Annotated in this window: 26 protein-coding genes; 18 read left to right on the top strand and 8 right to left on the bottom strand. The window is 43.2% G+C overall.

Annotated elements, in window-relative coordinates:
- Positions 1-137: 137 nt before the first annotated feature.
- Positions 138-1,541, top strand: a complete 1,404-nt coding sequence (locus ACQKMP_RS02400; RefSeq protein ID WP_042187468.1) for a lytic polysaccharide monooxygenase — start codon at positions 138-140, stop codon at positions 1,539-1,541.
- A 96-nt stretch (positions 1,542-1,637) separates the two neighbouring features.
- Here ACQKMP_RS02400 and ACQKMP_RS02395 read toward each other — a convergent pair whose 3' ends face one another.
- Positions 1,638-2,309 (bottom strand): tetratricopeptide repeat protein, encoded by a 672-nt coding sequence (locus ACQKMP_RS02395; protein ID WP_042187471.1) that lies wholly within the window; start codon positions 2,307-2,309, stop codon positions 1,638-1,640.
- A 192-nt stretch (positions 2,310-2,501) separates the two neighbouring features.
- Between ACQKMP_RS02395 and ACQKMP_RS02390 the strand changes: the two genes are divergently transcribed.
- From ACQKMP_RS02390 to ACQKMP_RS02380, 3 genes are all read left to right on the top strand, one after another.
- Positions 2,502-4,058: a stalk domain-containing protein gene (locus ACQKMP_RS02390; protein ID WP_427468758.1), complete on the top strand. Its 1,557-nt coding sequence runs from the start codon at positions 2,502-2,504 to the stop codon at positions 4,056-4,058.
- 88 nt (positions 4,059-4,146) lie between these two features.
- Positions 4,147-4,740 (top strand): TIGR00730 family Rossman fold protein, encoded by a 594-nt coding sequence (locus ACQKMP_RS02385; protein ID WP_379421812.1) that lies wholly within the window; start codon positions 4,147-4,149, stop codon positions 4,738-4,740.
- Between the two features lie 173 nt (positions 4,741-4,913).
- Entirely contained in the window at positions 4,914-5,078 is a 165-nt protein-coding gene (locus ACQKMP_RS02380; protein ID WP_188114458.1) for a hypothetical protein, read from the top strand.
- A 72-nt stretch (positions 5,079-5,150) separates the two neighbouring features.
- On the opposite strand, the gene ACQKMP_RS02375 is transcribed toward ACQKMP_RS02380, so the two are convergent.
- Positions 5,151-5,363 (bottom strand): hypothetical protein, encoded by a 213-nt coding sequence (locus tag ACQKMP_RS02375; protein WP_042187476.1) that lies wholly within the window; start codon positions 5,361-5,363, stop codon positions 5,151-5,153.
- A gap of 182 nt (positions 5,364-5,545) precedes the next feature.
- Between ACQKMP_RS02375 and ACQKMP_RS02370 the strand changes: the two genes are divergently transcribed.
- From ACQKMP_RS02370 to ACQKMP_RS02305, 14 genes are all read left to right on the top strand, one after another.
- A complete protein-coding gene (locus ACQKMP_RS02370; RefSeq protein ID WP_042187478.1) occupies positions 5,546-6,139 on the top strand; it encodes a manganese efflux pump in 594 nt (197 codons plus the stop codon).
- A 119-nt stretch (positions 6,140-6,258) separates the two neighbouring features.
- Entirely contained in the window at positions 6,259-7,614 is a 1,356-nt protein-coding gene (locus ACQKMP_RS02365; protein WP_341127938.1) for an ABC transporter substrate-binding protein, read from the top strand.
- 156 nt (positions 7,615-7,770) lie between these two features.
- On the top strand, positions 7,771-8,724 hold the full coding sequence (locus tag ACQKMP_RS02360; RefSeq protein ID WP_427468757.1) for a carbohydrate ABC transporter permease: 954 nt from the start codon (positions 7,771-7,773) through the stop codon (positions 8,722-8,724).
- Positions 8,721-9,584, top strand: a complete 864-nt coding sequence (locus ACQKMP_RS02355) for a carbohydrate ABC transporter permease (RefSeq protein ID WP_094868591.1) — start codon at positions 8,721-8,723, stop codon at positions 9,582-9,584. Before ACQKMP_RS02360 ends, ACQKMP_RS02355 begins: the two co-directional genes overlap by 4 nt.
- Positions 9,585-9,667: 83 nt before the next feature.
- Positions 9,668-11,392, top strand: coding sequence for a cache domain-containing sensor histidine kinase (locus ACQKMP_RS02350; protein WP_427468756.1), 1,725 nt, complete (start codon positions 9,668-9,670; stop codon positions 11,390-11,392).
- A 33-nt stretch (positions 11,393-11,425) separates the two neighbouring features.
- Complete coding sequence (locus tag ACQKMP_RS02345; protein ID WP_427468755.1) at positions 11,426-12,772, top strand: ABC transporter substrate-binding protein; 1,347 nt, start codon at positions 11,426-11,428, stop codon at positions 12,770-12,772.
- A gap of 16 nt (positions 12,773-12,788) precedes the next feature.
- On the top strand, positions 12,789-14,387 hold the full coding sequence (locus ACQKMP_RS02340; RefSeq protein WP_427468754.1) for a response regulator: 1,599 nt from the start codon (positions 12,789-12,791) through the stop codon (positions 14,385-14,387).
- 169 nt (positions 14,388-14,556) lie between these two features.
- Complete coding sequence (locus ACQKMP_RS02335; RefSeq protein ID WP_042187494.1) at positions 14,557-15,621, top strand: fatty acid desaturase; 1,065 nt, start codon at positions 14,557-14,559, stop codon at positions 15,619-15,621.
- Between the two features lie 161 nt (positions 15,622-15,782).
- A complete protein-coding gene (locus ACQKMP_RS02330; RefSeq protein ID WP_339271607.1) occupies positions 15,783-16,919 on the top strand; it encodes a sensor histidine kinase in 1,137 nt (378 codons plus the stop codon).
- Positions 16,919-17,521: a response regulator transcription factor gene (locus ACQKMP_RS02325; protein WP_042187498.1), complete on the top strand. Its 603-nt coding sequence runs from the start codon at positions 16,919-16,921 to the stop codon at positions 17,519-17,521. The genes ACQKMP_RS02330 and ACQKMP_RS02325 overlap by 1 nt, the downstream gene beginning before the upstream one ends.
- A gap of 125 nt (positions 17,522-17,646) precedes the next feature.
- Complete coding sequence (gene asd, locus ACQKMP_RS02320; RefSeq protein WP_076282867.1) at positions 17,647-18,732, top strand: aspartate-semialdehyde dehydrogenase; 1,086 nt, start codon at positions 17,647-17,649, stop codon at positions 18,730-18,732.
- A gap of 189 nt (positions 18,733-18,921) precedes the next feature.
- Positions 18,922-19,245: a hypothetical protein gene (locus ACQKMP_RS02315; protein WP_427468753.1), complete on the top strand. Its 324-nt coding sequence runs from the start codon at positions 18,922-18,924 to the stop codon at positions 19,243-19,245.
- Between the two features lie 115 nt (positions 19,246-19,360).
- Positions 19,361-19,543 carry a DUF3934 family protein gene (locus ACQKMP_RS02310; protein ID WP_042187505.1) on the top strand — a complete coding sequence of 61 codons (183 nt, stop codon included), beginning with the start codon at positions 19,361-19,363 and terminating at the stop codon, positions 19,541-19,543.
- Between the two features lie 108 nt (positions 19,544-19,651).
- Positions 19,652-20,344 (top strand): pseudouridine synthase, encoded by a 693-nt coding sequence (locus ACQKMP_RS02305; RefSeq protein WP_339803072.1) that lies wholly within the window; start codon positions 19,652-19,654, stop codon positions 20,342-20,344.
- Here the strand turns inward: ACQKMP_RS02305 and thiE are convergent.
- The 6 genes from thiE to ACQKMP_RS02275 are packed head-to-tail and all read right to left on the bottom strand — an operon-like array spanning position 20,325 to position 25,137.
- Complete coding sequence (gene thiE / locus ACQKMP_RS02300; protein ID WP_156113226.1) at positions 20,325-20,981, bottom strand: thiamine phosphate synthase; 657 nt, start codon at positions 20,979-20,981, stop codon at positions 20,325-20,327. The genes ACQKMP_RS02305 and thiE overlap by 20 nt on opposite strands.
- Positions 20,971-21,798: a bifunctional hydroxymethylpyrimidine kinase/phosphomethylpyrimidine kinase gene (gene thiD, locus ACQKMP_RS02295; RefSeq protein WP_042187509.1), complete on the bottom strand. Its 828-nt coding sequence runs from the start codon at positions 21,796-21,798 to the stop codon at positions 20,971-20,973. Before thiD ends, thiE begins: the two co-directional genes overlap by 11 nt.
- 22 nt (positions 21,799-21,820) lie before the next feature.
- A complete protein-coding gene (gene thiM / locus ACQKMP_RS02290; RefSeq protein ID WP_042187511.1) occupies positions 21,821-22,615 on the bottom strand; it encodes a hydroxyethylthiazole kinase in 795 nt (264 codons plus the stop codon).
- A gap of 41 nt (positions 22,616-22,656) precedes the next feature.
- Positions 22,657-23,691 carry an ABC transporter substrate-binding protein gene (locus ACQKMP_RS02285; protein WP_042187513.1) on the bottom strand — a complete coding sequence of 345 codons (1,035 nt, stop codon included), beginning with the start codon at positions 23,689-23,691 and terminating at the stop codon, positions 22,657-22,659.
- On the bottom strand, positions 23,688-24,461 hold the full coding sequence (locus ACQKMP_RS02280; RefSeq protein WP_081951101.1) for an ABC transporter permease: 774 nt from the start codon (positions 24,459-24,461) through the stop codon (positions 23,688-23,690). Before ACQKMP_RS02280 ends, ACQKMP_RS02285 begins: the two co-directional genes overlap by 4 nt.
- Complete coding sequence (locus ACQKMP_RS02275) at positions 24,442-25,137, bottom strand: ABC transporter ATP-binding protein (protein ID WP_197071285.1); 696 nt, start codon at positions 25,135-25,137, stop codon at positions 24,442-24,444. The genes ACQKMP_RS02280 and ACQKMP_RS02275 overlap by 20 nt, the downstream gene beginning before the upstream one ends.
- Positions 25,138-25,292: the final 155 nt, after the last annotated feature.

The raw sequence follows: 25,292 nt of genomic DNA, 5'->3' as shown, positions 1-25,292 counted from the left end.
TCCGTTCAATTGTCATGGGTCTTTTATCCATTGTCGTCTGGTTCTTTAGGTTATTGTTATTATGTTTTTAGGAAATTATAATAACACTGGATTCGTTTTCAAAGTCTCCAAATTACAACTAGAAAGCGAGATGATGAATGATGAAAGTAAGCATGAAGAACAGCAGTATCGCAAAGAAGGTTGCTCCATTTGTTATTACTGCGGGGGTTATTGCCGGAGTAGGACTTATCGATACCGATAAAGCGTTAGGACACGGTTATGTATCCGAACCAGCAAGTCGTGCGAAGCTTGGTGCAGCGAATAATGTGGGTTCAGTTCAATATGAGCCACAGAGTCTAGAGGCACCAAAGGGTTTCCCATTGGCGGGACCTGCGGACGGGAAGATTGCATCTGCGGGTGGCATGTTCGGAGGAATTCTGGATCAACAATCAAGTGATCGTTGGATTAAGCACGATATGGTTGGCGGAGTCAATGACATCACTTGGTATCATACAGCACAACATAGAACAACAAAATGGCATTACTATATTACGAAAAAAGGTTGGAATCCTAATACGCCAATTAAACGTTCCGATTTAGAGCTTATTGGAACTTTTGAAAATGGCGGTAAACAGCCTGAGCGTTCTGTGACGCACAAAGTAAATGTCCCAACTGACCGCAGTGGATACCATGTTATTTTGGCAGTGTGGGATATCGATGATACATCGAATGCCTTCTATCAAGTCATTGATGTGAATCTAAAGAACAGTGAATCAGGACCTGGGGTACAACCAGACACGGAGAAGCCGTCAACAGTAACGGGGTTACACACGATGAGTGTAGAATCGAGCAGTGTAGATCTTATGTGGAATGCTGCAACAGATAACATAGGCGTAGATCATTACATGATTTATCGCGGGGATAGCGTCGGTATAGCGAAACAAATCGGAACATCCTCAACAACGAGCTTTAAAGACATTACTGTAGAACCAGGTAAAATTTATACATATTATAGTGTTGCGGTGGATCGTGCAGGAAACACGTCAGGCGCAAGTAATATTATTGTTGTTAGCACACCAAACCCGGAAGTGGTTATACCTCCAGTGGAAACACCAGATACTTTGAAGCCTTCGATGGTTGAGGGGCTGCATACCATGTCTGTGAAGCACAATAGTGTTAATCTGATGTGGAACGCCGCCCAAGATAATGTAGGTGTTGATCATTATGTTGTGTATCGAGAGGGTGTTGAATTGACCCAAACTAAGGGAACTTCCTTTACGGATTTAACGGTGCAAGCTTCCACTACGTACAATTATCATGTGAGAGCTGTAGACGCTGCTGGTAATATTTCAGACAAGAGCTCTTTGTATACAGTCACAACCCTTGTGAAACCCGTATTACCAGATGTAGCAGCTTGGAATGCAACCGGGTTGTACATTGTAGGAACAAAAGTTGAATACAAGGGTAACGTTTATGAAGCTCGAGTGACATTTAGAAGTTTCGGTGATACCAACTGGAATCCGGAGTCGGCACTATCGCTTTGGAAATTAGTGACGAACTAATAACATCGTTTCCCCCCCAATTTATTATAAAAAAACGGAGATCATTTCTGATAATCAGAAGTGATCTCCGTTTTTTGGGTTAAGGAGTCGTCAAGTTTATTTCATCTTGGCGAAAAAGCTGCGCAACGCCCAACCGCGCTCCTGCCGTTTTTTATATTTAGGAAGTGAACGATAAACAGCGGTGGATTCTTCGAAAGCTCGCTTCGCATCCTCTGATCTGCCAAGCGCTTTATACATCGAGCCTGCCAGATAATACGCCTCAGAAGAAGAAGACTGGATTTCTTGATACTGAGTAACGTAATGCAATGCTTTATCATGATTCGTATGGCGGAAAGTTTCCGCTAACCAAAGATATGGCTGTCCATATCGAGCCTTACGGTTGATCTCCAGACCACGAAGCATTTGTGCTTCGCCTTCCTCCAAAGCGCCTAGCTTAAGATTCACATGTCCGAGTTCTACCCAATATTCAGCAGATTGTTCATAACGGTCCTCGATTTGCAGTAGGAGATCCTTCGCTTCCCTGTATTTTTTACGTTCTGTCAAACTCCGCGCTAAATCAAATTTGGATGAAACATCATTAGGATTTAAAGAAATGGTTGTACGTAACTTGGAAATTTGACGCATTCTTTTGAAGGGCTTTGTAATGCTGGGGAAGATGCCCACATATCTCCGATCCAAGAAATACAAGATAAGAAGCAGGATGAATATAGCCAGAAAAGGGTTGCCCACTAATCTGAAGAGCAGTAAAACACCTATAAATTTAAGCATAACTTCCCTCCATAATCATTTGGTTCCGGTATTGCGATTGAAAAGAGTAGATCCAAGGCAGCGTAATTATAACATAATTCAAAGCAATCTGAATCCCAGGATTTTAAAATTATACAACTTTGAGCAGCTTAATAGCGTCTTAGTGTAAGATGAATAATAATTACAATAATATCATAAGAAGGGAAAAACAAGATGAACTTATTAGCAAGGAAGCTACAGCTGTTTAGTTTGGCTGTTTGTTCTACTTTTATGGCTGTTACGTCAGTCCCACAAGTGATAAGCGCGGATCCCTCATCCGCGAAGCTGAGTGGAATTAAGGAGATTGTTGCCACTTCTGGATTTTGGGGAGGGAGCTCCTTCGCACTGGGGACTGACGGAACCGTATGGTCTTGGGGGAGCAATGTTTTTGGACAATTTGCAAATGGAACTGCAGGTCCTGAAGGGTGGACGATTACTCCCCATAGCATAGCAGCGCTTGATCGTACGAAGCAGTTAGAGATCGGTGGAATTTATTATGTTGCGCTGAACGAAGACGGGACGGTTAAAGCTTGGGGAGATTACCGGGATAAGAATGCTATAGAAGCAGGCAATGGGGTAAGCACTAAACAGTACAAGGTGCTGCTTCCTCAGGTTATCTCTGGGATGACCGATGTAGTCAGTATAGCTTCAGGCATACACAATACCTTAGCTTTGAGAAAGGATGGAAGCGTACTACAGTGGAATCCTCCAGAAATCACTGATGTAGGTTTTACAGCGTTGCCTGCTGCTACCAAGGTTCAGGGTTTAAGTGAGGTAATGTGGGTCGGTAACAGTGACTATCAGGCCGCAATTCGCACCAACGGTACTCTTTGGATTTGGAGCGCTAACCCGCAAATAGAGAATACAAAAGCGGTGAAGAAGCCGACCCCAGTCAAGGATTTATACCATGTGAAGTCCGTTTCTATGAACTGGAGGAGTATACTGGCGTTAACTGAGACTGGAAGTGTCTGGGCAACGGTTGACAGCAATAATTATAACGAAATCATGATGAAGAAGATGCCAGGTCTTACGGATATTGTATCTGTTCAGACGAATAATGGGTTCAATCTTGTTGCCAATAAAAAAGGAGAATACTGGGTATGGAAAGCTGGCACTTTATTGCAAGGTCTGCAAAAGATCACAGTCATAAAGCCGATCTCCAAACTTACGCTGGATTTAGGTGGCTTTGTAGCTGTTAAAAAAGATGGCACCGTGTGGACTTGGAGTACCCAATCATCAACCGACAGTAAATGGGTCTTTACTAAACCTAAACAAATCAAAGGCTTGAGCAATCCGATTTCTTTTGCCACGGGGGAAAATAGTAAATATGCAGTTTTGAAGGATGGGACAGCAGTAGCTTGGGGGACGAATATGTTTGGTCAACTTGGTATCAGTGCGCTTGATTCACATCCTTTTACTATATCACCTATCTTGAAGCCTGTTACTGTAATCGTGGATGGGAAGAAGATCGACTCCGCGCAATCTGCTATATTCTTGGATGGAAGTGTAAGAGTACCGATCAGGGAAGTGGCGGAAAATCTGGGCTACACCCTCTCATGGGACGGCGATATGACGCTCTTGAAAGAAGGTAAGAAAACCATCTTTAAAGAGGGAGCCATTAAAGTAAGTTATGCATCACTTGTTCCAGCGGCAGCTTTGGCTAAGGCACTAGGTGTTACTGCAGAGTGGAATAGTAAACTGTACCAATTAACGATACAAACAAAAAGATGACTTTCATTTAACACTTATTTTAATATTCTGATGTACAATAAGTGAATTATCTCAATTGAACCATAATAACCAGTCTGGAGTGATAGGTATGGCTTTTACAATATGTGTGTTCGCCGGTTCGAATCCAGGTCTTAATTCAGAATATACAGAAATGGCTAGAGAGTTGGGTTATCATATAGCTGCACAAGGTTGTAGGCTGGTTTATGGAGGTTCAAGAAATGGCCTGATGGGACAGGTGGCAGACGGAGTGTTGGCAAATGGTGGTGAAGTCGTCGGTATCATGCCAGTGGATCTTTTTAAAGATGAAATCAGGCATTCTGGGCTAACGAATCTGATTGAGGTTTCTAGTATGCATGAACGAAAGGCCGTTATGAGCGGTATGGCTGATGCGTTTATTGCCCTGCCGGGTGGTCTCGGAACCTTTGATGAGTTATTTGAAATTCTATGCTGGATGCAGATTGGGATTCATCAGAAGCCTATAGGGCTGCTGAATATAAGAGGTTATTTTAATCCACTGTTAGCCATGATCACTCACAGTGTAAGTGAAGGGTTTGCTCCAAAAAATGCGTTGAAAATGTTAGATATGAACTCTGATCCCGAATATTTGCTTGAACTGATGAGAGGTCAAGTTGATCATAGTAATAAAGATTTTGGGAACGCTAGATTTCCATCACAGCGTTGAGAAAATGAACAGAAATTAAACAACCTCCAGCTGTTTTACAGCTTGGAGGTTGTTTTCATATGAACATGTGATAAACTTGTTTCGGTCTATATGTTGCTGGGTAAGTAACTTTTAAGTAGTAGTGGTTGCTCTGCGTATTTCAGGAAATGATTACCTAAGGAGGTTGGAATTCAATGAATGTGATGGTACATAATCTTATGGCTTACAATCATCAGTTTTTTAGACCTCAGCCCGTGGTCAATCCTAAACAAGAGAGATCTAATAAGAAGAAGCAGAGTTTTCAGGAAGTCTTGAATGAAAAAATGAAAGTGTATGGCACATACAAAAATATTAAGTAAGAGCTACTACATATGTCTGCTGAAAAAAGCCGGAACGCATTGATCCCAAGGGTCACTGTGTTCCGGCTTTTTTTAGGGTCTAACCTCATAAAATTGGCAACTCTTACGAGCGTAATAAGTCAGATCGCTAACCCTCGACTGAATAACTACATCAGAATCGGTGAAGCGGACAACAGTGGCCCCTGAATTCACCAAATGATCGTCCTGAAATACACGAACAGGTAGTTTGCGGTCAACGGCTTCTTGGAAATCGCTGTCTGTTAGCAGCGGGCGGTTAATTGGCATAAGTATTTAACTCCTTTTGATCATTTAATGAAGTTAGAAATAAAAATAGTATACCTGTGGAAGCATGAGAAATCCAATATAAATGAAGCTGACGAACATTTTATGAGCAGCACATTTGGACAAAATTCTATACGCCCATCCCAGACATAACATAGTTATGAATGTATTAAGGGGGTCTAGATATGCATTGGCTTTCCATCATCATTATTGGGTTGGCTTCAAATTTGGATAACTTAGGAATAGGCGTTTCCTTTGGTGCTAGGTCCACAAGAATTACACCATTTTCTAATCTGATTATTGCTGTTCTGTCGATGCTGGCTACCTTCCTTTCAATTACCTCAGGAGAATATGTATCAGAATATTTCTCGGAGGCACTTGGCAATGCCATCGGTGGCTGCTTGATTCTGTTTATGGGAATCTGGAGTATTAGAACTGTGTATAAGAAACCAACTTCAAGTGTAAGCATGGATATAGAGGCCAACGTGCTCAGCACATCATCTACAGATACTGGCTATCGTCATGTTTTAAAATGGCAAGAATCGGTGTGGTTGGGTGTGGCGCTAGCTATCAATTGTATTGCTACAGGCTTTGGAGCAGGGATCAGCGGCGTGAACGCAACATTCACAGCGATCTCAGTGGGTGCCTTTTCGTTTATCACTGTTGCTGCCGGAATGAAAATCGGGAATCGAATGTCCAAAACTTGGCTAGGTAAACATTCTGATCTTATCGGTGGATTGTTATTAGTAGGCATAGGTCTGTATGAAATATTGATTTAAGCTGATCTTGAGTTCGTAAATATTTCCACCATAAATCGGAAGTTTGCCTCCTCAAAAAAAGAATATAAACCCTGTACACTAAATCTTGTAAGAGAAACCTTTGAAAGGGGTACAGGGGAATGAATAAAGTAAAACACTTGGCGCTTTCGTTAGTCGCTATCATGCTTGTAGGTTCACTGGCAGCATGCGGAGGCAACAACGCCGAGAATAATGCATCAAGTAAAAATACAGGTAACAACGCAGCAAGCACAAATGAACCTACAAAAGACGAGGGTACTGAGCCTGCTGAGAAAATCGAACTTTCTTTCTGGACACTCGGTAACGTGAACTACGAGGATCTAGCGAAAGAGTACACGAAGGAACATCCAAACGTTACGATCAAGGTTCAAAATACCGGTGACCAAACGGCTCACCATAATAATTTGACCACTGCTTTATCGGCGGGGTCGGGCGCACCAGATATTTTCCAACTTGAAATCGGTTTCATGGAGCGTTTTATCAATGCACAAGATAAATTCTATAACCTGAATGATCTCGGAGCCAAAGATATTCAAGCGAACTATCTGGATTGGAAATGGAAACAAGCCTCTTCCGTAGATGGAAGCTTCCAGCTGGGTCTTCCTACAGATATCGGTCCAACGGTTGTGTATTACAGAACAGATTTGGCTGAAGAAGCAGGATTGCCAAGTGACTCCGAAGGATTTGGCGCAGCGATTGATACTTGGGACAAGTTCGCAGCTGTAGCCAAAGCTTTCAAGGAAAAGACAGGCAAACCGTTTGTAGACCTTACTGATCTTACATTTAACGCATTACGTGACCAATCTGCGGATGAAATCTATTTCAGCAAAGCGGATGGCAGCTTTATCGGAGACACTAATCCGCAAGTTCGCAAAGCTTATGATTTCACAGTTAAAGGTATCCAAGAAGGCTGGATCAGCAATGTGATGCTCTGGTCTCCTGAATGGGGACAAGGGATGAACGACGGATCATTTGCAGTGGTTATGGGACCTGCTTGGATGGCAGGGAATGTTAAGAGTAATGCTCCAGACTCCACTGGCAAATGGAAAATCGCGCAGCTTCCAGAAGGTGCTGGTAACTGGGGTGGTTCGTTCTTGACACTCCCTAAAGAAGGTAAGCATTCTAAAGAAGCTTATGACTTTATCGCATGGATGGATAACAAGGATAATCAACTGGAATCATTTAAAACTAAAGGATTGATGCCTTCTATACCTGCCCTGTACGAAGATCCGGCATTCGTAGATTTCAAGGATGAATTCTTCGGTGGACAACAAACGGCTGTTGAATTTGGTAAAGCTGCTAATCGTGTAAAACCTGTATACTACGGTCCTCTTCATGACCAAACCGATACCTTCTTCAAAAATGCACTGAAAAATGTGCTGGAGAAAAAGGCTGATCCGGATAAAGAGTGGGATGAAGCTGTAAAACAAGCGAAAACACTGGCTGAACGCAGTTAAGATTTCTAATAAAAGCACTCTATTTCTAGAAGGTCCGGATTCATGGAGAACGGTATTCTCTATGAATTCGGATTTATCTGGCATAAACGCTTAGCGTCCTTATAGAGACGCCGAAGATGTTTTTGCTTAATACGTTAGATTACCTGGAGGTGTGACATGGCTGAGCCTGTTATTTCGAGTCCGCATGCCGAGAGCAAGCGCCCGTTTTTAACTGAACAAAGAAGGAGCCGCATCACCGCTTATACTTTCATTTCTCCTTTTTTTATTCTGTTCTCGATATTTGGACTATATCCGATCTTCTTTACGATCTACCTCTCATTCTTTAAATGGGATGCCTTGAATCCTATGAAATACGTAGGAATGAAAAATTATGAATTGGTCACAAGCGACCCTACCTTTTGGATTTCTTTTAGCAACACCTTAATTATGGGACTGCTCGGAACTGTTCCACAGATCCTATTGGCGCTTTTGATTGCCGTATTGTTGAATTCGGGGATGACTCGTTTCAAGAAAACGTTCCGTGTTCTCTTTTTCATGCCCAATATTACATCTATCGTTGCGGTTACCCTAGTGTTTAGTACGCTGTTTGGGAACAACGGGATGATCAACTGGATGCTCAGTGGTTTAGGGCTTGATAGTGTGGCCTTCAACTCTGGCTGGTGGGGGGTCAAAATCGCGATCTCAACCATGGTGATGTGGCGCTGGACAGGGTATAATGCCATTATTTTTCTATCAGGACTTCAAAGTATTCCGACGGATTTGTATGAAGCAGCCCGTATTGATGGAGCGAACAGAAGGCAACAATTAACCTTCATTACATTGCCATTACTGAAACCGTTCATCGTATTTGTCACTTTGCTCTCGACTATAGGCGCCCTGCAGCTGTTCACTGAGCCTTATGTATTCTTAGGACAATCAGGAACGGGATCTACACGCCAAGAAGGCATCACTATGGTTACCTATTTGTATAGCGAGGCATTCCGCAATGGATTCTTCGGTACGGCGGCGGCTACGGCAGTCCTGCTGTTTGTGGTTACGATTATATTTTCTGTCCTTAATATGCTGGTTTCAAACCGCATGGGTGGAGATACAGGAGGGGGTAAAGCGTGAGTACTGTGCGTCTATTAAAAAAAGATCCGGATGATCTTGGGATTTTCGGCAAAGTAGGATTTTATCTCATTCTGATTCTTGGTGCACTCGTGTCCATCTTTCCTTTTTACTGGATGTTTGTAGTTGGCACAAATGATAGGGGCGCAGTATTCCATGTCCCCCCTTTGCTTACGGTTGGGAACCAGTTTTTTGATAATTTCCAGCGGGTTCTGGATAAAACGGATTTCTTCCAAGCCCTTGGAAACTCATTATTCGTCTCGTCTATGGTAACCATATCGGTCGTATTTTTCTGTACACTTGCTGGTTATGCTTTTGCTAAATATGAATTCCCGTTTAAAAATATTCTGTTTTACTTTGTTATTGCCACTCTATTTGTACCCCAGCAGCTTGGTGTGTTACCTACTTATGTAATTATGGCCAAGCTCCACTGGATCGACTCTTTCAAGGCGCTGATTGTTCCGGCTATGGTTAATGCCTTTGGGATCTTTTGGATGCGGCAGTATATCTCTACAGCTGTACATACGGAACTAATCGAAGCTGGACGGATTGATGGCGGAGGGCATTTCCGGATCTTCTGGAACATCGCCATTCCAGTTATCACTCCAGCTATGGCAACATTAGGAATACTGAATTTTATGACCGTATGGAATGACTTCTTCTGGCCTTTGGTTGTGTTAAAGAACCAAGAACATTTTACAATACAAATCGCGCTCCAGCAGTTATTCTCCAATCGCGACGGTCTGGATTATGGAATGATCATGTCAGCTACGTTTACGGCGACCTTGCCACTGCTGATCGTCTTCCTGTTATTTAGTCGTTGGGTAATTGCAGGACTAACCTCAGGAGCTATTAAGAGCTGATTTTACTTTTAACATTTACAAGGGAATGGGCGGTTTCGTGAAGAATACTAGAGGACAGAGACAGCAGGGGGAAGGGGAATACCATGAAGCTCCGCCGTAAAATCTTGTTCGCTATTATTCTTCTCGTCTTTATTCCAGTGATTCTGATGGGGATTGTTACTTACGTTAACTTCTCTAACGCTATGGAGAAAAAATCAAGTAACTTCTACTGGGTTTCACTACTCGAAACGGATCGAAAGCTCAAATTCGCCCTTAGTGAGATCTCCTCGATCTCAAATTCTGCGATCACACAACCGGTTATTCAACAATCGCTAAAGCAGACTAACTTTGTGCTCACCTATGATCGCAAGCAGGAACTCAACAATTTACTCATTAATCACCCGATGATTACTTCATTTAGTTTATATAGTAAAGATCGGTTGCTTTATCAATACAATGCGCCGATGTCCTTTGAGGAGATGAAGAAGCAGAGCTGGTTTCATACTATGGAAAGTGCTGAGGGTCGCCCTGTATGGTCAGGACCTGGTGAGAACGGTTCGGCGTTATCGGGCCATCCGGTACTTGTGCAAGCCAGAGTAATCAAAGATTATTATTCTCTTGAAGATATAGGCTATTTGGTCGTTAATGTTAAACCTGATTTACTGGATCAGATTTTCTGGGAGGCAGCAACGCTTAAGAAGGGTGATATTCTGCTGGTGAACAAGCTGGGGAATATCGTTTTTAACAAATCCGGTGAACATATTGGGCAGCGCACGGAGTTCCCTTTTTTAGAAAATGATTATGCCAAGGAACAAAACTATTACATCGACAACTATCAGGGGGAAAAATCACTCATAACCTTCCTTCCTTCACATAATAAAGACTGGTATTTGGCAGCGATTACACCGATGAATCTAATCTCTTCGGAATCTATATCTATTCGTAATATTGCGATTATTTTGAGTACGGTTTCATTGTTATCCGCCATTTTGTTTGACCGATATTTTGTTAGAAGGCTCGTTTATAGCATTAACAGCGCGGTCAACGGGATGAAGCGGGTGAAGCAGGGGATATTTACACCTATCACTACACGTTATCGTGCGGATGATGAAAGTGATTTTCTGATTGATGGCTTTAACCGGATGAGCACACAGATCAACGAGTTGATTGTGCAAGTGCAGACGGAGCAGGGTCGCAAAAAGGAAGCGGAAATGAAGGCATTAATGGCGCAGATTAATCCTCATTTTATTTATAATTCACTGGAATCGATTAATTCGATGGCCGTGCTGCAAGGTAATAAAGATATTAGTAAAATGGTCATTTCACTCGGCAAGCTGCTGCGAATCAGTATTAGTCAGAATCAAGAGCTGATACCTCTGCAAATGGAGTTTGAACATGTTCGCCATTATCTGGATATTCAGAAGTTTCGTTTCGAGGATAAATTCTCGTATATTATAAATCTTCCTGAGAGTCTTAGAACGTTTATGACTCAAAAGCTGATTGTTCAGCCCATTGTAGAGAATGCATTGTACCATGCAATTGAGCCGATGGAGGACCCTGGAATCATAGAAATCACAGCCTATGAAATGGGTACGGATATGATCATTATCGTAAAAGATAACGGTCCGGGCTTCGACTTAGCCAAGATGATGAATCTATGGGATAACGAGGGAGGCGGCCAGAAGAAATATAGTGATAGTGGTGTAGGGCTTAAGAATGTTCATGAGCGCCTGAATATCAGATTCGGCAGTCCATATGGCTTACTTGTGTGTTCATCCCCTGGATTTGGTTCAACGATTCGAATCCGAATACCAAAAATACTGCCATAATCGATCATACAGAGGAAACAGGGGGAGATTGACATGAAGTGGTTATTGAAGTGGGGCTGGATGTGGATATATCTAGTGCTGATATCTGGCGCTGTTCTATTTATTACGTTAGGAGATCACGAACCGATTGAAGATAATTCACCAGAAAAAATAACGCTGACTTTCCGTCACTTCTGGATCAAAGAGCATGATCGGCCACTGCTGGCTATCTTTGAAGAGATCGTGGATAAATACCAAATTGCGCATCCGAATGTGAAAGTCAATTTTGAAGGACTAGACCAGACGATACACCGTGAACAAAAGCTGAAAAGCGAGATGGTTACTGGCACGCCACCAGATATGTTTGTTTTATTTGGTGGAGCTGAAATAGAGCCGTACGTGCGCTCCAATCGGCTGGTTGATCTGACTGATTTTGTTCGAGAGAACGGTCTAACCAATCAATTCAAGGATCTGCATCTATGGACCTTTGACAACCATATTTATGGATTGCCCATCGAAGGAAACGCTGAACCACTGTATTTCAATAAGACTATTTTCAACAAGCTTGGTCTAGGGGCGCCTACAACGCTTCAAGAACTCGATGATGTCATACTGAGGCTCAAGGCTGGAGGATACATTCCGTTTGCACTCGGGAACGAGGATCGCTGGCCTGCCGGGATCTTTGCACATTATTTAATGGATCGTTATGCTGGCTCCGAAGTGTTCCAAAAGCTAATCACAGGTGAAGATCAAGCGAGCTTTCAGAATGCGTCCTATTTAAAGGCTTTTGAGCATTTGGATCAATGGATAAAAGAAGGTGCCTTTAGTCCCCAGTCTAATGATCTCTCAACTGAAAATGCAGTCGGTTTGTTTACAAGCGGCAAGGCTGCGATGTATTTAAACGGGAACTGGGATATCAATTTATTTTCTGGTAGTGCGGCTCCAGCAGATTTTCAGAATGAGGTAGGCGTTATTCCATTTCCTGCCTTGAAGCAAGGAGAGGAGCCTTCGATTGCAGGGGGATATACCATCGGCATCGGTCTTTCCTCCGAACTAAATGGAGCTAAACGGGAAGCCGCTTTGGATCTTATGAAGGCTTTTTACACGCAGGAAGTTCAGACCCGAATTGTATATGAAGGACTGAGAATTCCATCCATTCGTATTGCTTTTGATCCGGAGAAGACCGGTCCGGTATTCGCGCAAGTGATGGAAATGATGGAAGTGAACCGCAAGAGCTTTGTGCCTTACGATAACGTATTATCACCTGAAGTTAAGAAAATGTTCCTAAGTGTCATCGAAAAAATGATTAACGAAGAAATGTCTGCAGATCACGCTTTAAAGCTAGTGCAGGCATCATCGATGGAATACTGGAATCTGATCCAAAACTCAAGTGTTCAATAAGCATGGAGGTGCTGGAATGGATGAGATAGAAGAGAAATATAAAGTACTGCTCGTAGATGATGAGCCGATTATTCTTCGTAGTCTAAAAGTAGCTATTCCATGGGATGATCTCCAGATGGAAATTGTGGGAGAGGCTCGAAATGGAGAACTAGCCCTCCGCTTAATAGAAGAAACTACACCGCATATTATAATCAGCGATATCCGTATGCCTGTGATTGACGGAATCACTTTGATGAAGGAAGTATTACCAAAGAATTCTAAGCTGGTATTTATCTTTATAAGTGGTTATGGGGAGTTCGAATATGCGAGAGAAGCTTTGCGTCAAGGAGCCTTTGATTATTTGCTGAAACCCATCGACCATGACGAACTGGTTGAAATGCTATACCGAGCGAAAACGAGGCTGGATGAGCAAAAAGAGAACGATCAGATGATGCATTCCGTTCAGATGCTGTCGATGCTAGCTCGTGAACGGATGTTTGCTGAAATTACTTTGGGAAATGCAAGGCCGCTTGAACACCTGAAATGGCTGGAGAACAGTGAACTTGAGAGTGGATATTTCATGGCTGTTGTCCAATTGGATGATTATTCTGTGCTTACTGGGCAGTGGAGTGTGGAAGAAAAGCGGCTGTGGCTATTTGCGATCCGTAATATTGTTGAAGAGTGGTCTCTGGAACATGGAGTACTTACAGTCTTTCCTTTTCATAACGGGGAGTGGATATTGCTCTTTCCTGGATCTTTAAGCGCGAGCAGAAGAGAACTAGGTGAACATTTAATTACAGGGATCAAAAGATATTCCAAGTTAAGCTGCTCTGTAGGAATCAGCCGCTGTACACAAGGGATTGATCAATTAAGTACGGTGTATCCATTGGCTGCGAAGGCTTTGTATCAACGTTTCTATTATGGTCTTGCCGGGGTGTATATAGATGATGAAACAACCTTTGCAGGCAATACAGAAGTGAAATATCCAAAAGAACTGGAGACCTCGTTGATAGAGAGTATTCGTACCTTGAATAGAAACCAAATGTCATCATTGTTTGATGAGTTGGCATTATATATTGAGGCTCAAGCTATTCCTAAAGAGATAGCAGAACGTCTTCTTGTGGAAATGGTTGTTGTGTTATACAGACATTTTGAACATTTGAATCTAAATTCGGATTGGTCTCTACATGGATTACTAAGTAAGCTGCACCATTTGGTTACCTTGAGTGAAATGATGTCTGCGTTGAAGGAAGAATTTGGGGAGCGATTGGATCAAGGTAGTAAACCTGTGAATCGGGAAGACACACGCAGTTCCATCGAGAAGACGAAACGTTATATCGAGAGTAATTACTATAAAGACTTAAGTATTGAAGAAGTATCGGAGCTTGCCGATCTTAGTGTCAGTCATTTTTGTACTTTATTTAAACAAATAACAGGCTATACGTTCTTGGAGTATGTGACTCACTGTCGAATGGAGAAGGCGAAGGATATATTGCAAAGTAGTAATGTGAAGGTATATCAGATCGCTCCACTAGTTGGTTATCAGGATCCACGATATTTTACTCAAGTCTTTAAAAAAGCTAGCGGTCAGACGCCTACGGAATATCGTGAAGAGCATACGAGGCAGGTTAATTAACGAAAAAGTACACGGATTGCATAGCAAAAGGGGGAAAATAGGGCATAAGTATGACATTTATCATACCCTTTACTTGATGTTTATGACTTATAGGATGACACTTTATCTCCTATACTTAGGATAGATAAAAAGATCCTTAGCCAGACACATCAAGGAGGAAACGATAAAGATGACTACAAAACAGACATCACAGCTCTCCAGTCTTAAAAAAAGTGTAGCCCCTTACGAAAAAAACGACCGCAACGCGAGCATAAGACAGCTCATTAATACTTTAGGGCCACTTGTGCTGTTATGGGGCGGAGCTTATTTCTCTTTATCCGTTTCCTACTGGCTCACCCTTTTGTTGGCCATTCCTGCAGCAGGATTTGTAATCCGAACTTTTATTATTTTCCATGACTGCACACATGGTTCGTTCTTTAAAAATCGTAGAGCGAATGACATTATCGGAACGATTACAGGTGTACTTACACTTGTTCCTTATCGGCAGTGGAAGCATAGTCATTCCATTCATCACGCCAGCTCCAGTAACCTCGATAAAAGAGGGATTGGTGACATATGGATTATGACTGTCGATGAATATGAAGCAGCTTCATCCTGGAAACGTCTGTATTACCGGATTTATCGTAATCCACTCGTGATGTTCGGTTTAGGACCTATTGCTGTTTTTATGATTCAATATCGCTTTAATGCTAAAGGCGCTAGACGTAAAGAACGGATGAATACCTATTTAACAAATGTATCTATCGCAGCTCTCTACGGATTGCTTATTTGGGCGATCGGCTGGCAAGCCTTTATCATGGTGCAATTGCCAATAGCCTTTGTATCCGGTTTTCTCGGAATATGGTTGTTCTATGTTCAGCATCAGTTCGAGGATTCTTACTTCGAGAATGAATCGGAGTGGAGTTATGTTATGGCTGCAGTAGAGGGAAGCTCATATTACAAGCTACCTAAGCTATTGCAATGGATCACAGGGAACATCGGGTTCCACCATGTCCATCATTTAAGTCCAAAGGTACCCAACTATAATTTAGAAAAAGCACATAATGCTACGCCACCATTGCAAAAGGCGACGACCATAACGCTTAGCACTAGCCTGAAGGCTCTACACTTCCGTCTTTGGGATGAGGAGAATAAGTGCTTCATCAGCTTTAAAGAGGTAAAGTCGAGACTAAGCAAACCTAAGGTAGCGGGAGAAGTCCTGCAAGTTCATAAGACTAGACTCCAAGGAGAATAATAACTATAGGTTCGAACAAAATAGGATTATATAGAAAGGTTAGAGCCGGAGAAATCATTCGTGGCTCTAATCTTTTTCTATTTATCGTAGTGGTTCAACAGATTTTCACTGAATTTGTGCTAGAATAAGGAGAGTAATGTATGGAAAAAAGGAGAGCGGTCATGCAAAAGTGGCATCATATTTTTCATAAAAGCACAGGTCTCAGCCCTTATGTGTGGGTCGTTTTTTACATTCTACCGTTTTATTTTATTTTTCGCTCCTCCTCTACCTACCAAGTAGTTTGGGGAATCTTGATGATTGCTGTATTTTTTGTTTGTTATGTGCTTTCCTTTGTTTCTAAGGGGTGGCTGGTTTATTTCTGGACGAGTGTTCAAATATTAGTGTCTATAACGATGACGCTTTTGTTCGGATATATGTATTTTGCACTTTTTCTAGCCTTTTTTATCGGGAACATACAGAATCGAGTGGGGTTCTTCACACTGTACTCCATACATCTGTTAACTACGATCATTACAATCAATTATGAGCTGCTCTCGCGTAATTCAGTGTTTATTAGCCAGCTTCCGTTCGTCCTTGTTAGCATGATTGCAGTGATTCTTCTACCCATCACTACCTACAACCGTAACAATCAAGAGAAGCTGCAAGACCAATTGGAGGACGCCAATAAACGGATATCCGAACTCGTTAAGCTTGAAGAACGACAACGGATTTCGCGAGATCTTCATGATACATTAGGTCAGAAGCTTTCATTAATTGGTCTGAAGAGTGATTTGGCAGGAAAGCTAATCGACTCTAATCCTACCCAAGCAAAAGCAGAGATCAATGATGTTCGACAAACGGCGAGAAGTGCGCTGAAAGAGGTTCGTGAGATGGTTACACGAATGCGTGGCATTCGGCTTGAAGATGAACTGATTCATATTCAGCAGTTCCTTGCGGCTGCGGAGATTGATTATATGCTGGAGGGGAACCCGAAGCTAACAAATACCTCATTGATTACGGAGAATGTCCTCAGCATGTGTATAAAGGAAGCTGTCACTAATGTTGTGAAGCACAGCGGGGCAAAGTCTTGCTCTATTCTGATTGAACCTTCACGGACGGATCTAGTCATTAAAGTAAAAGATGATGGGACCGGTATACCTGGGAATGATCTTTATTTTAAAGGCCATGGCCTGCAAGGCATGAGAGAGCGTCTTGAATTTGTGAATGGCTGTATGGATATCGTGAGAGATAGCGGGACTACAATTGTGATTAAAGTACCCAATGCATTCAAACATCAGGAACAGGAGGTCATCCTATAATGATTAAAATTGTAATCGCTGAGGATCAACGAATGCTCCTCGGGGCGTTGGCTTCTTTGCTTGATTTAGAAGAGGATATGAAGGTCGTAGGCCGAGCAAGTAATGGGGAAGAAGCTGTTGCAATGGTTCAGCAGCTTAAACCGGATATCTGTATTATGGATATTGAGATGCCGGCAATGAGTGGTCTCGACGCTGCAGAAGCCCTGAAGACTAGCGGCTGCAAAACGATGATATTAACGACCTTTGCCCGGGCGGGATATTTCGAACGTGCGCTCAAAGCGGGTGTTCATGCTTATTTACTGAAGGACAGTCCTAGTGAAGAGCTGGCACTCTCTATCCGGAATGTTATGGCAGGCAGACGCATGTATGCACCGGAGCTGATGGATGAAGCCTACAGTGGTGAAGTGAATCCATTGACTCAGCGGGAGAAGGAAGTACTCGGCCTGATCGCCGATGGCAAAAATACGAAAGAAATTGCCAGCGAGCTGTACATTACCACTGGTACGGTACGGAACTACATTTCTGTTATCCTCGATAAGCTGGATGTGGGAAATCGGATTGAAGCGATCACTCGATTTAAGGAAAAAGGCTGGTTTAAATGAAAATATTAAATTTTTTAATGTTATTTTGATGTTAACACTCGCCAAATGTTCTCGACCCGTATATCATTAATTATCGGCCTATTATTCACAATAGGACAGTTAATCAAAAGGAAGTGTATTTTCTGATGTCAAGAAAGCTAAGAGCCGGCATAGTTGGCGGCACAGGTATGGTAGGACAACGTTTTATTGCCCTTCTAGAGAATCATCCTTGGTTTGAAGTAACTGCGATTGCTGCCAGTGCGAAATCTGCTGGGAAAACGTATGAAGAATCGGCCAAGGGCAGATGGAAGCTATCCACTCCAATGCCTGAGAACGTGAAGAATATTATGGTTCAAGATGCTTCTAAGGTAGAAGAAGTAGCTGCGGACGTAGACCTGATCTTTTGCGCAGTAGACATGAAAAAAGAAGAGATTAAAGCGCTCGAAGAAGCTTATGCTCGTACAGGCACTCCAGTTATCTCTAATAACTCAGCGCATCGTTGGACACCGGACGTGCCTATGGTCATTCCTGAGATTAACCCAGAGCATCTTGAGGTTATTGCGCAGCAAAGAAAACGTCTGGGCACTGAGACTGGTTTCATTGCGGTTAAACCTAACTGCTCCATTCAAAGTTATGTGCCTGCGCTTCATGCACTTAAAGAATTCAACCCATCTAAAGTTGTAGTCACCACTTACCAAGCAATTTCGGGTGCGGGCAAGACTTTTGCTGACTGGCCTGAAATGCTGGACAACGTGATTCCTTACATTGGTGGCGAAGAAGAGAAGAGCGAGCAAGAGCCGTTGCGCATCTGGGGAAGCGTGCAAGAAGAAGGTATCGTAAAAAGTGAAGCGCCAACCATTACTTCGCAGTGTATCCGTGTGCCTGTAGCGGATGGACATATGGCTGCTGTATTTGTTTCTTTTGAGAAAAAGCCATCCAAAGAAGAGATTCTGAAACTCTGGAATAGCTTCAAAGGACGTCCTCAAGAGCTTGAACTGCCTAGCGCCCCTAAACAGTTCATTACTTATTTCGAAGAGGAGAACCGTCCACAGACCAAACTGGATCGTGATATTGAGAATGGTATGGGCGTATCGACGGGCAGACTTCGCGAAGATGCCATCTATGATTACAAATTCGTAGGTCTCTCCCATAACACCCTGCGCGGAGCAGCTGGTGGTGCTGTATTGATCGCTGAGCTTCTGAAAGCAGAAGGTTATATTCAGCCTAAATAAAATGGATAAGCTGTAAAGCTGATTCGAAATAGACACCTCATCAAAGCTTACTTTGATGGGGTGTTTTTTAATGGATTTATTTGGTAGAATAAGCTAGGGAAGGAGCTGATATGCCTGTATAAATATTTATTAGCTTTTTTATGGTTACCTTTAATACTATTCACAAGCGGATGTACATCATCAACTCAAGTGGAGCAAGAGTACGGAATATCTTCTATCAATGCTGAAATTCCTGTTCCGAAGAACGCCAAGGAAATCGAAGTGACGACAACTTCAAGTAACCCTAATATAAAAATAGGCGTAAAGTACGAATTGGATAATATAGGGGGAGAACAAGGTCTTTACCGGCCTGACAGCTATTTTAATAAATTAGAGGATGCTGGCTGGGTGGAGCTGGAGGATAAGCGGTTAGGGCATGTGCAATTTTTCGAAAAAGAGGGTACTGTCATCGCCATTGAAATACATGAAGATACCTTTGATATTCATGAAATGAATAAAGATGCTAAATATTAGTCAGAGTATCGTTAGTCGAAGCTGAGCTATTACTTAACCAGAAAGTTTGAGAGTGTGGTAAAATAGATGAAGTGTATAAACTATACGAATTCTGAATGACTGACGGAGTGATATGATGGGTGCAAAAAGTAAAGGTGGCGGCACGGGCAGAGGTACGGGGAGTAAGGGCTGGACACGCTGGAACAAAACAGCAAAACCAGTTAAACCTGCAAAAGGTGCTCCAACCACGGGTCCAGGCGCTAAAGATGCAAGTGGAAGCAAGGGCAATAACGTGAAAAAAAGCGGAAGCTCGAAATAGCTCCCTTGAAATCAATTATTCCTGAAGGTTAACATCTGATTTTGATCGTTAAAATCAGGTGTTTTTTTATGGATAGATGCAAGTATCAGAAGGAAAGTAGGACCATCAGTGAGAATCGATAAATATATAAGCGAAACAGGCTTCTGTTCCAGAAGGGAAACGAAACGACTCATTGCCGCAGGGCGGATCGCTGTTAACGGCATCGTCTGTGATGCGAATATTCTTTTAGAGCCAGAGGATATCGTATGGATTGATGGAGAGCCCATAACAAGCAGTAAAGGGGAGCCGGTATACCTCGCGCTGAATAAACCGATAGGCATCACCTGTACAGCTGCGCCAAATGTGGCCGGGAATATTATAGATTTTGTAGGTTATCCCTCACGGATCTTTGCGATCGGCAGATTAGATAAACACTCGGAAGGCCTCATTTTGTTAACCAACGATGGAGATATCGTAAACAAAATGATGCGTTCCGAGAATGGGCATGAAAAAGAATATGTAGTTCATGTAGACAAGCCAATAACGTCAGAGTTCATACATGCCATGTCTAGTGGTGTGGATATTCTTGGCGTCACAACAAAACCTTGTGAGGTCTCTCGGATCGCGGAATGTCAGTTTAGAATTATCCTAACTCAAGGCCTTAATCTGCAAATACGCAGAATGTGCAAGGAGTTAGGATATAGAGTACTAAAGCTAGAGCGTATAAGAATCATGAATATTACACTTGATAGTTTGGAGCGAGGACAATGGCGGCATTTGAGCGGAGAAGAGCTGAGTGAGCTTATGACCCGCTTAAATTAACTTCGTGAACAAATCCTCTGGCTGCCAAGGCGATGTCTTCAGCGCCCGCAATAGCTGAGATAACGGAGATACCGTCCGCACCCGCAGCTAGTACTGGTGCTGCATTGTGCACCGTGATCCCGCCTATGCCAACCAAAGGAATCGTAATGCCGCTGTTTCGTATTTCTTCAATAACTGATGTGCCTCGAACAGCTTGGGCATCCTCCTTGGAAGAGGTAGGATAAACAGGACCAATGCCCAGATAATCGGCTCCATCCGCTATCGCCTGCCGAGCTTCGGCGAGCGAATGAGCGGACACACCAACGATCTTATCCTCGCCAAGCAACTGCCTAATCGCTAGCGCAGGGGTATCATCTTGTCCTACATGAATGCCGTCCGCATCAAGGGCGATGGCTAGATCAATATCGTCATTAACGATAAAAGGGACTCCGTTAGCACGACATATCTTTTGGAGCCGTCTTCCTAAATTAAATTTAACTTGGGCAGTTAATGCCCCCGTACCTTTTTCACGAAATTGGAACATCGTTATGCCTCCCGCGACGGCTTCTTTTAATACCTTGGCTGGGGCTATCCGACAATTCACACTGCCCATAATGAAATAGACTTTTAATAAATCCCGCAGTTGATCACTGTCTATTTGCTTCAAGGTTCATCCCTCGCAATCTATTCTGATATGCAAAATGATTCGTAGGTCCATGTCCAGCCCCTATGCCCAGCTCGTCTTCAATCGCCGCTTGTATAAAAGCTTTAGCTATGTGTGTTGCTTCGGGAACGGTTTTGCCCTTGGCAAGCTCGGCAGTGACTGCTGCTGAATAGGTGCAGCCTGTGCCGTGCGTGTGTCTAGTCTGAACTCGTTGACTCTCCATAAAGATGAATTCGTGACCATCATATAGGAGATCCACAACAGCCTTAGTTGAAGTATCATGCCCACCTTTTAGCACTACATAGTTAGAGCCCATGGCATGAATGATTTTAGCTGCTTCTTTACGATCGTCTATAGTAGTGATGCTTCTGTTGGTAATCATTTCAGCCTCTGGAATATTGGGTGTCGTCACTAAGGCTAGCGGGAGGAGATGATTGATTAAGGACTGAACAGCTTCTTGCTGTAGCAGCGTGGAACCTCCTTTAGCAACCATCACAGGATCAACTACAAGATTACGCCAGCTGTATTGCTGGATCTTCTCTGCTACGATACGTATAATGTCACTGCTAAAAAGCATCCCGGTCTTCACAGCATCCGGCTTCAGATCAAGTCCAATGGAATCAAGCTGCTGAGTAATAACTTCCAGTGTCAACGGATAAACGCCTTGAACTCCGAGGGTGTTCTGGGCTGTCACAGCCGTAAGAGCACTCATTCCATATACAGAAAGCTCCTGAAAGGTTTTTAGATCTGCTTGGATGCCAGCGCCACCACCGCTATCCGAGCCGGCTATAGTTAAAGCTTTAGATATCATCATTGTTCACTCCTTAGGGTTGTTATCTGAGTTGCTTGATTATTGATTTATCTTGGTAAGTTTCAGCTGTGACCAAGCTCAATTGATTTAGAAACTCGATTTGAAAGCTCCCCGGACCTTGTCCAGTCGTTAGTTCAGCGGCTATTTCAGCAGCCACTCCATAGAAGGAGAGAGCTTCGACTGCGGCTTCAAGAGATGCTCCTTCACTTACCGCTAGAAATGCACCGACTACTGCACTTAGCAGACAACCGGTTCCCGTTACTTTCGTTAGAATTGGGTGACCATTGCTGGCAATGTAGGTGTTATATCCATTTGTGATGACATCGTCTTTTCCGGTGATGATAACTACACAGCCTAACTTCCGCGCGGCTGTCTCAGCCAAGACGACTACGTCGCCATCCCCTTCGCCTGCATCTACCCCTTTAATAGACCAGCTTTCACCAATGACATTGGCAACTTCAGCTACATTGCCACGTAGAGCGGTAATCTGCATCTCATTCACTAGCTTTTGAGTGACCGCTGTTCGATAAGAAGTGGCTCCCGCACCCACTGGATCAAGAACTAAGGGAACGCCGTGCTTATTCGCAGATTGTCCCGCGAGCACCATGGATTGAATGGCATAGTCATTCAGTGTGCCGATATTTAGAACTACAGCAGATGAAAATGCGGCGATATCGACCACTTCCTCGTGAGCATCCGCCATAAAGGGGGAGGCACCCAGCGCCAAAAGACCGTTGGCTGAGAAATTGGCTACGACGATGTTGGTGATATTGTGGACCAGTGGATTGGATTCCCGTACTTTGGATAGATAACTCATGATTTATTCCTCCTCAAGTTTTATTAGCGAATAGCTAATGTTTAAAGATTAATAAAAGAATCCTCAGCTTTGATGTCAGTAGACAGTAAATCATTGTCCGATAGCCACTGTCTTACCTTCTCCCAAGACGCTGGCGCTTGATATCCAAAATCTTGATCACCCGCATTCATTAACGGTAGTAGAATCGCTAGGCTCTTCTCTTCAATTTGCTTATCGAGTGGAGAGGTCTCATCTTCGTGTGCAAGCAGCAAATTTAACGCTTTTTCCGGATTATCCTGCACAAATTGTTGTCCTTTTGTAATTGCATTTAGAAACTTTTTGAAATAGGATTCAGAATTTTGTATTCCTTGATCGCTGGCGACAAGGACTAGCTCATAATAATCGGGGACTCCGTAATCCGTGGGATTGAACGAGTTCACGGGATAACCTTCTTTTTCCAAGATTAATTGTTCGTGGTTAATGAACCCTCCCATAATGGCATCCACTTGCCCCGTCGCAATCGCCGGAATAAGGTCAAAGCCTACGTCTATTAATTTGCTGGCCTTAGGGTCACCCCCATCGTTTTGGATCATCGTACGAATCATGGCTTCATAAAGAGGAATGGAAGAATACCCAATCTGTTTACCTATGAGGTCTTTGGGACTATGAACGTCTCCAGCCTGAGGTACCATTAAATGATTAAGCGGATGTCTCACAATCGCAGCAATCGAACGTACTGGAATGTTCTCACTGCGTGCCATGAGCACCTGAGGTTGATAACTAAACGCTAAATCGATTTGATTCGCTGCTACAAGCTTCAGTGCGTCATTGCTGTCTGCGGGCATTTGGATCTCTACGTCCAGACCTTCCTCTTGGAAATAACCATTCTGCTCAGCAGCATATAAAAAAGAGTGAACGGCATTGGGATACCAATCGAGCATAATCTTCAGCTTGTGTGTTTGTATAATTTCGTTATTAGATGAATTAGCAGGAGGACTACTTACATTGGATGCTTTTCCGCAGCTGGTGAAGATTAGGAGTGAACATATGAGAAATACGGGAATAAGCCATTTTCTTTGGAAATTCAAATCATTCATTGCTTAGATCCTCTTTTCTTTAAAAATAATGGTTCGAGCAGAGCTATCATCACAAACAACACTACACCGAGCGCGGACAACAGAAATACAGCGGCGAACATTTCGGCACTTTGCATATTTCCGGCCATCCTTCGGCTAAAGTAACCGAGTCCTTTGCTGCCTCCAAGCCATTCGCCGATGGTTGCTCCAATTACGCAGTACACAATGCATAGCTTTAGTCCTGAGAAAAAAGAGGGCAGCGCCAGCGGAATTTGGGTTTTAGCAAGCAGTTGCCAGCGGTTTGCGCCAAATGTTAACAATAAGTCTTTGTAGGCTTGACCACTTGTACGAAGTCCGTCATATGTACTCACAACGACTGGAAAAAAAGCAGTTAGAAACACAACAGCCACTTTGCTCCACAGCGTATACCCGAACCACATAATAAAAATGGGGGATAGCGCGATTAACGGGATCGTCTGACTGATAATAAGGAACGGATAGATGGCTTTTTCAAGGGGGCGAAACAAGAACATTCCGGTGCCCAGCAGTGAACCACAGATAACCGAGAGAACAAAACCTACCAATATTTCCTGCAGTGTCGCCATTAAATGCGGTCTGAGTAATTGCCTGTGTTCGATCAATGCGATACCTATTGAAGAAGGTGCAGGTAGAATAAAGGCTGGAATCAAGTGAAGACGAACAGCTGATTCCCAGATCACAAGAATGAACAATAGCAGTAGAATGAAGGGGCCGTAATTGTTTAAATATTTTTTAAAAGGTATGGGATGCATACAGTCTCCGCTCCAACTCTTCCCGTAACGCTATAAACCGGGGTTCATAGTTCATCTTGTAATGTCTTGGCCTCGGTAAATCAACGATGATCTCCTGTAATTCGCTATGCACGCCTCCAGACAATAAATAAATCCGATCGCTTAGTAACAGCGCTTCCTCTAGATCATGGGTGATGAGCATCACTGTTTGATCCAGCTCATCCCAAAGCTCCAACAGCCAACGGTGTATCTCACGTTTGCTCATAGCGTCGAGCGCTCCAAATGGCTCATCTAGCAGCATAAGACCGGCCCCGCCGCCAGCTACAAGCGTTCGTAGAAATGCGACTCGCTGTTTCATGCCACCCGATAGCTCATGGGGAAAAGCCTTCTCTACATCGGCCAAACCGAAGCGTGACAGCATTTCCCGAATGTGAGAGATCGTCTGTTGTTTACTAAACCTTGGTTTAATCTCCCAGGGCAAAAGACAGTTGTCGAGCACGGTTCTCCAAGGCAGCAGCAAATCCTGCTGAGGCATGTATGCGATCTGACCTAAGCGAGTAGAGGATGACGAGTTCGAATGAATTATTATTTTCCCATGAGTGGGTTCGAGCAAGCCTGCTATAGTTTTGAAAAGCGTACTTTTTCCGCATCCGCTAGCCCCAATGACAGAAACAAACTCACCTTGCCTGATATCCATGGATAGATCTGCGAATACAGGGGGTTGTTCTGATTCCGGAAAAGAGTAGGTTAAGCATTGAATGGATAGGATTGTCGTGATGATCGAACCTCCTAAAAAGTTTTGTGAGCGTTGGCTTCTTGGAAAGCATCGTACAAAACTTGCTTCGGAAGCCT

The sequence above is a fragment of the Paenibacillus sp. NPDC101420 genome (assembly GCF_050277435.1).
In the GTDB taxonomy this organism is placed as follows: Bacteria; Bacillota; Bacilli; order Paenibacillales; family Paenibacillaceae; genus Paenibacillus_AQ.
This window is presented reverse-complemented; position numbering and strand designations above follow the sequence as displayed.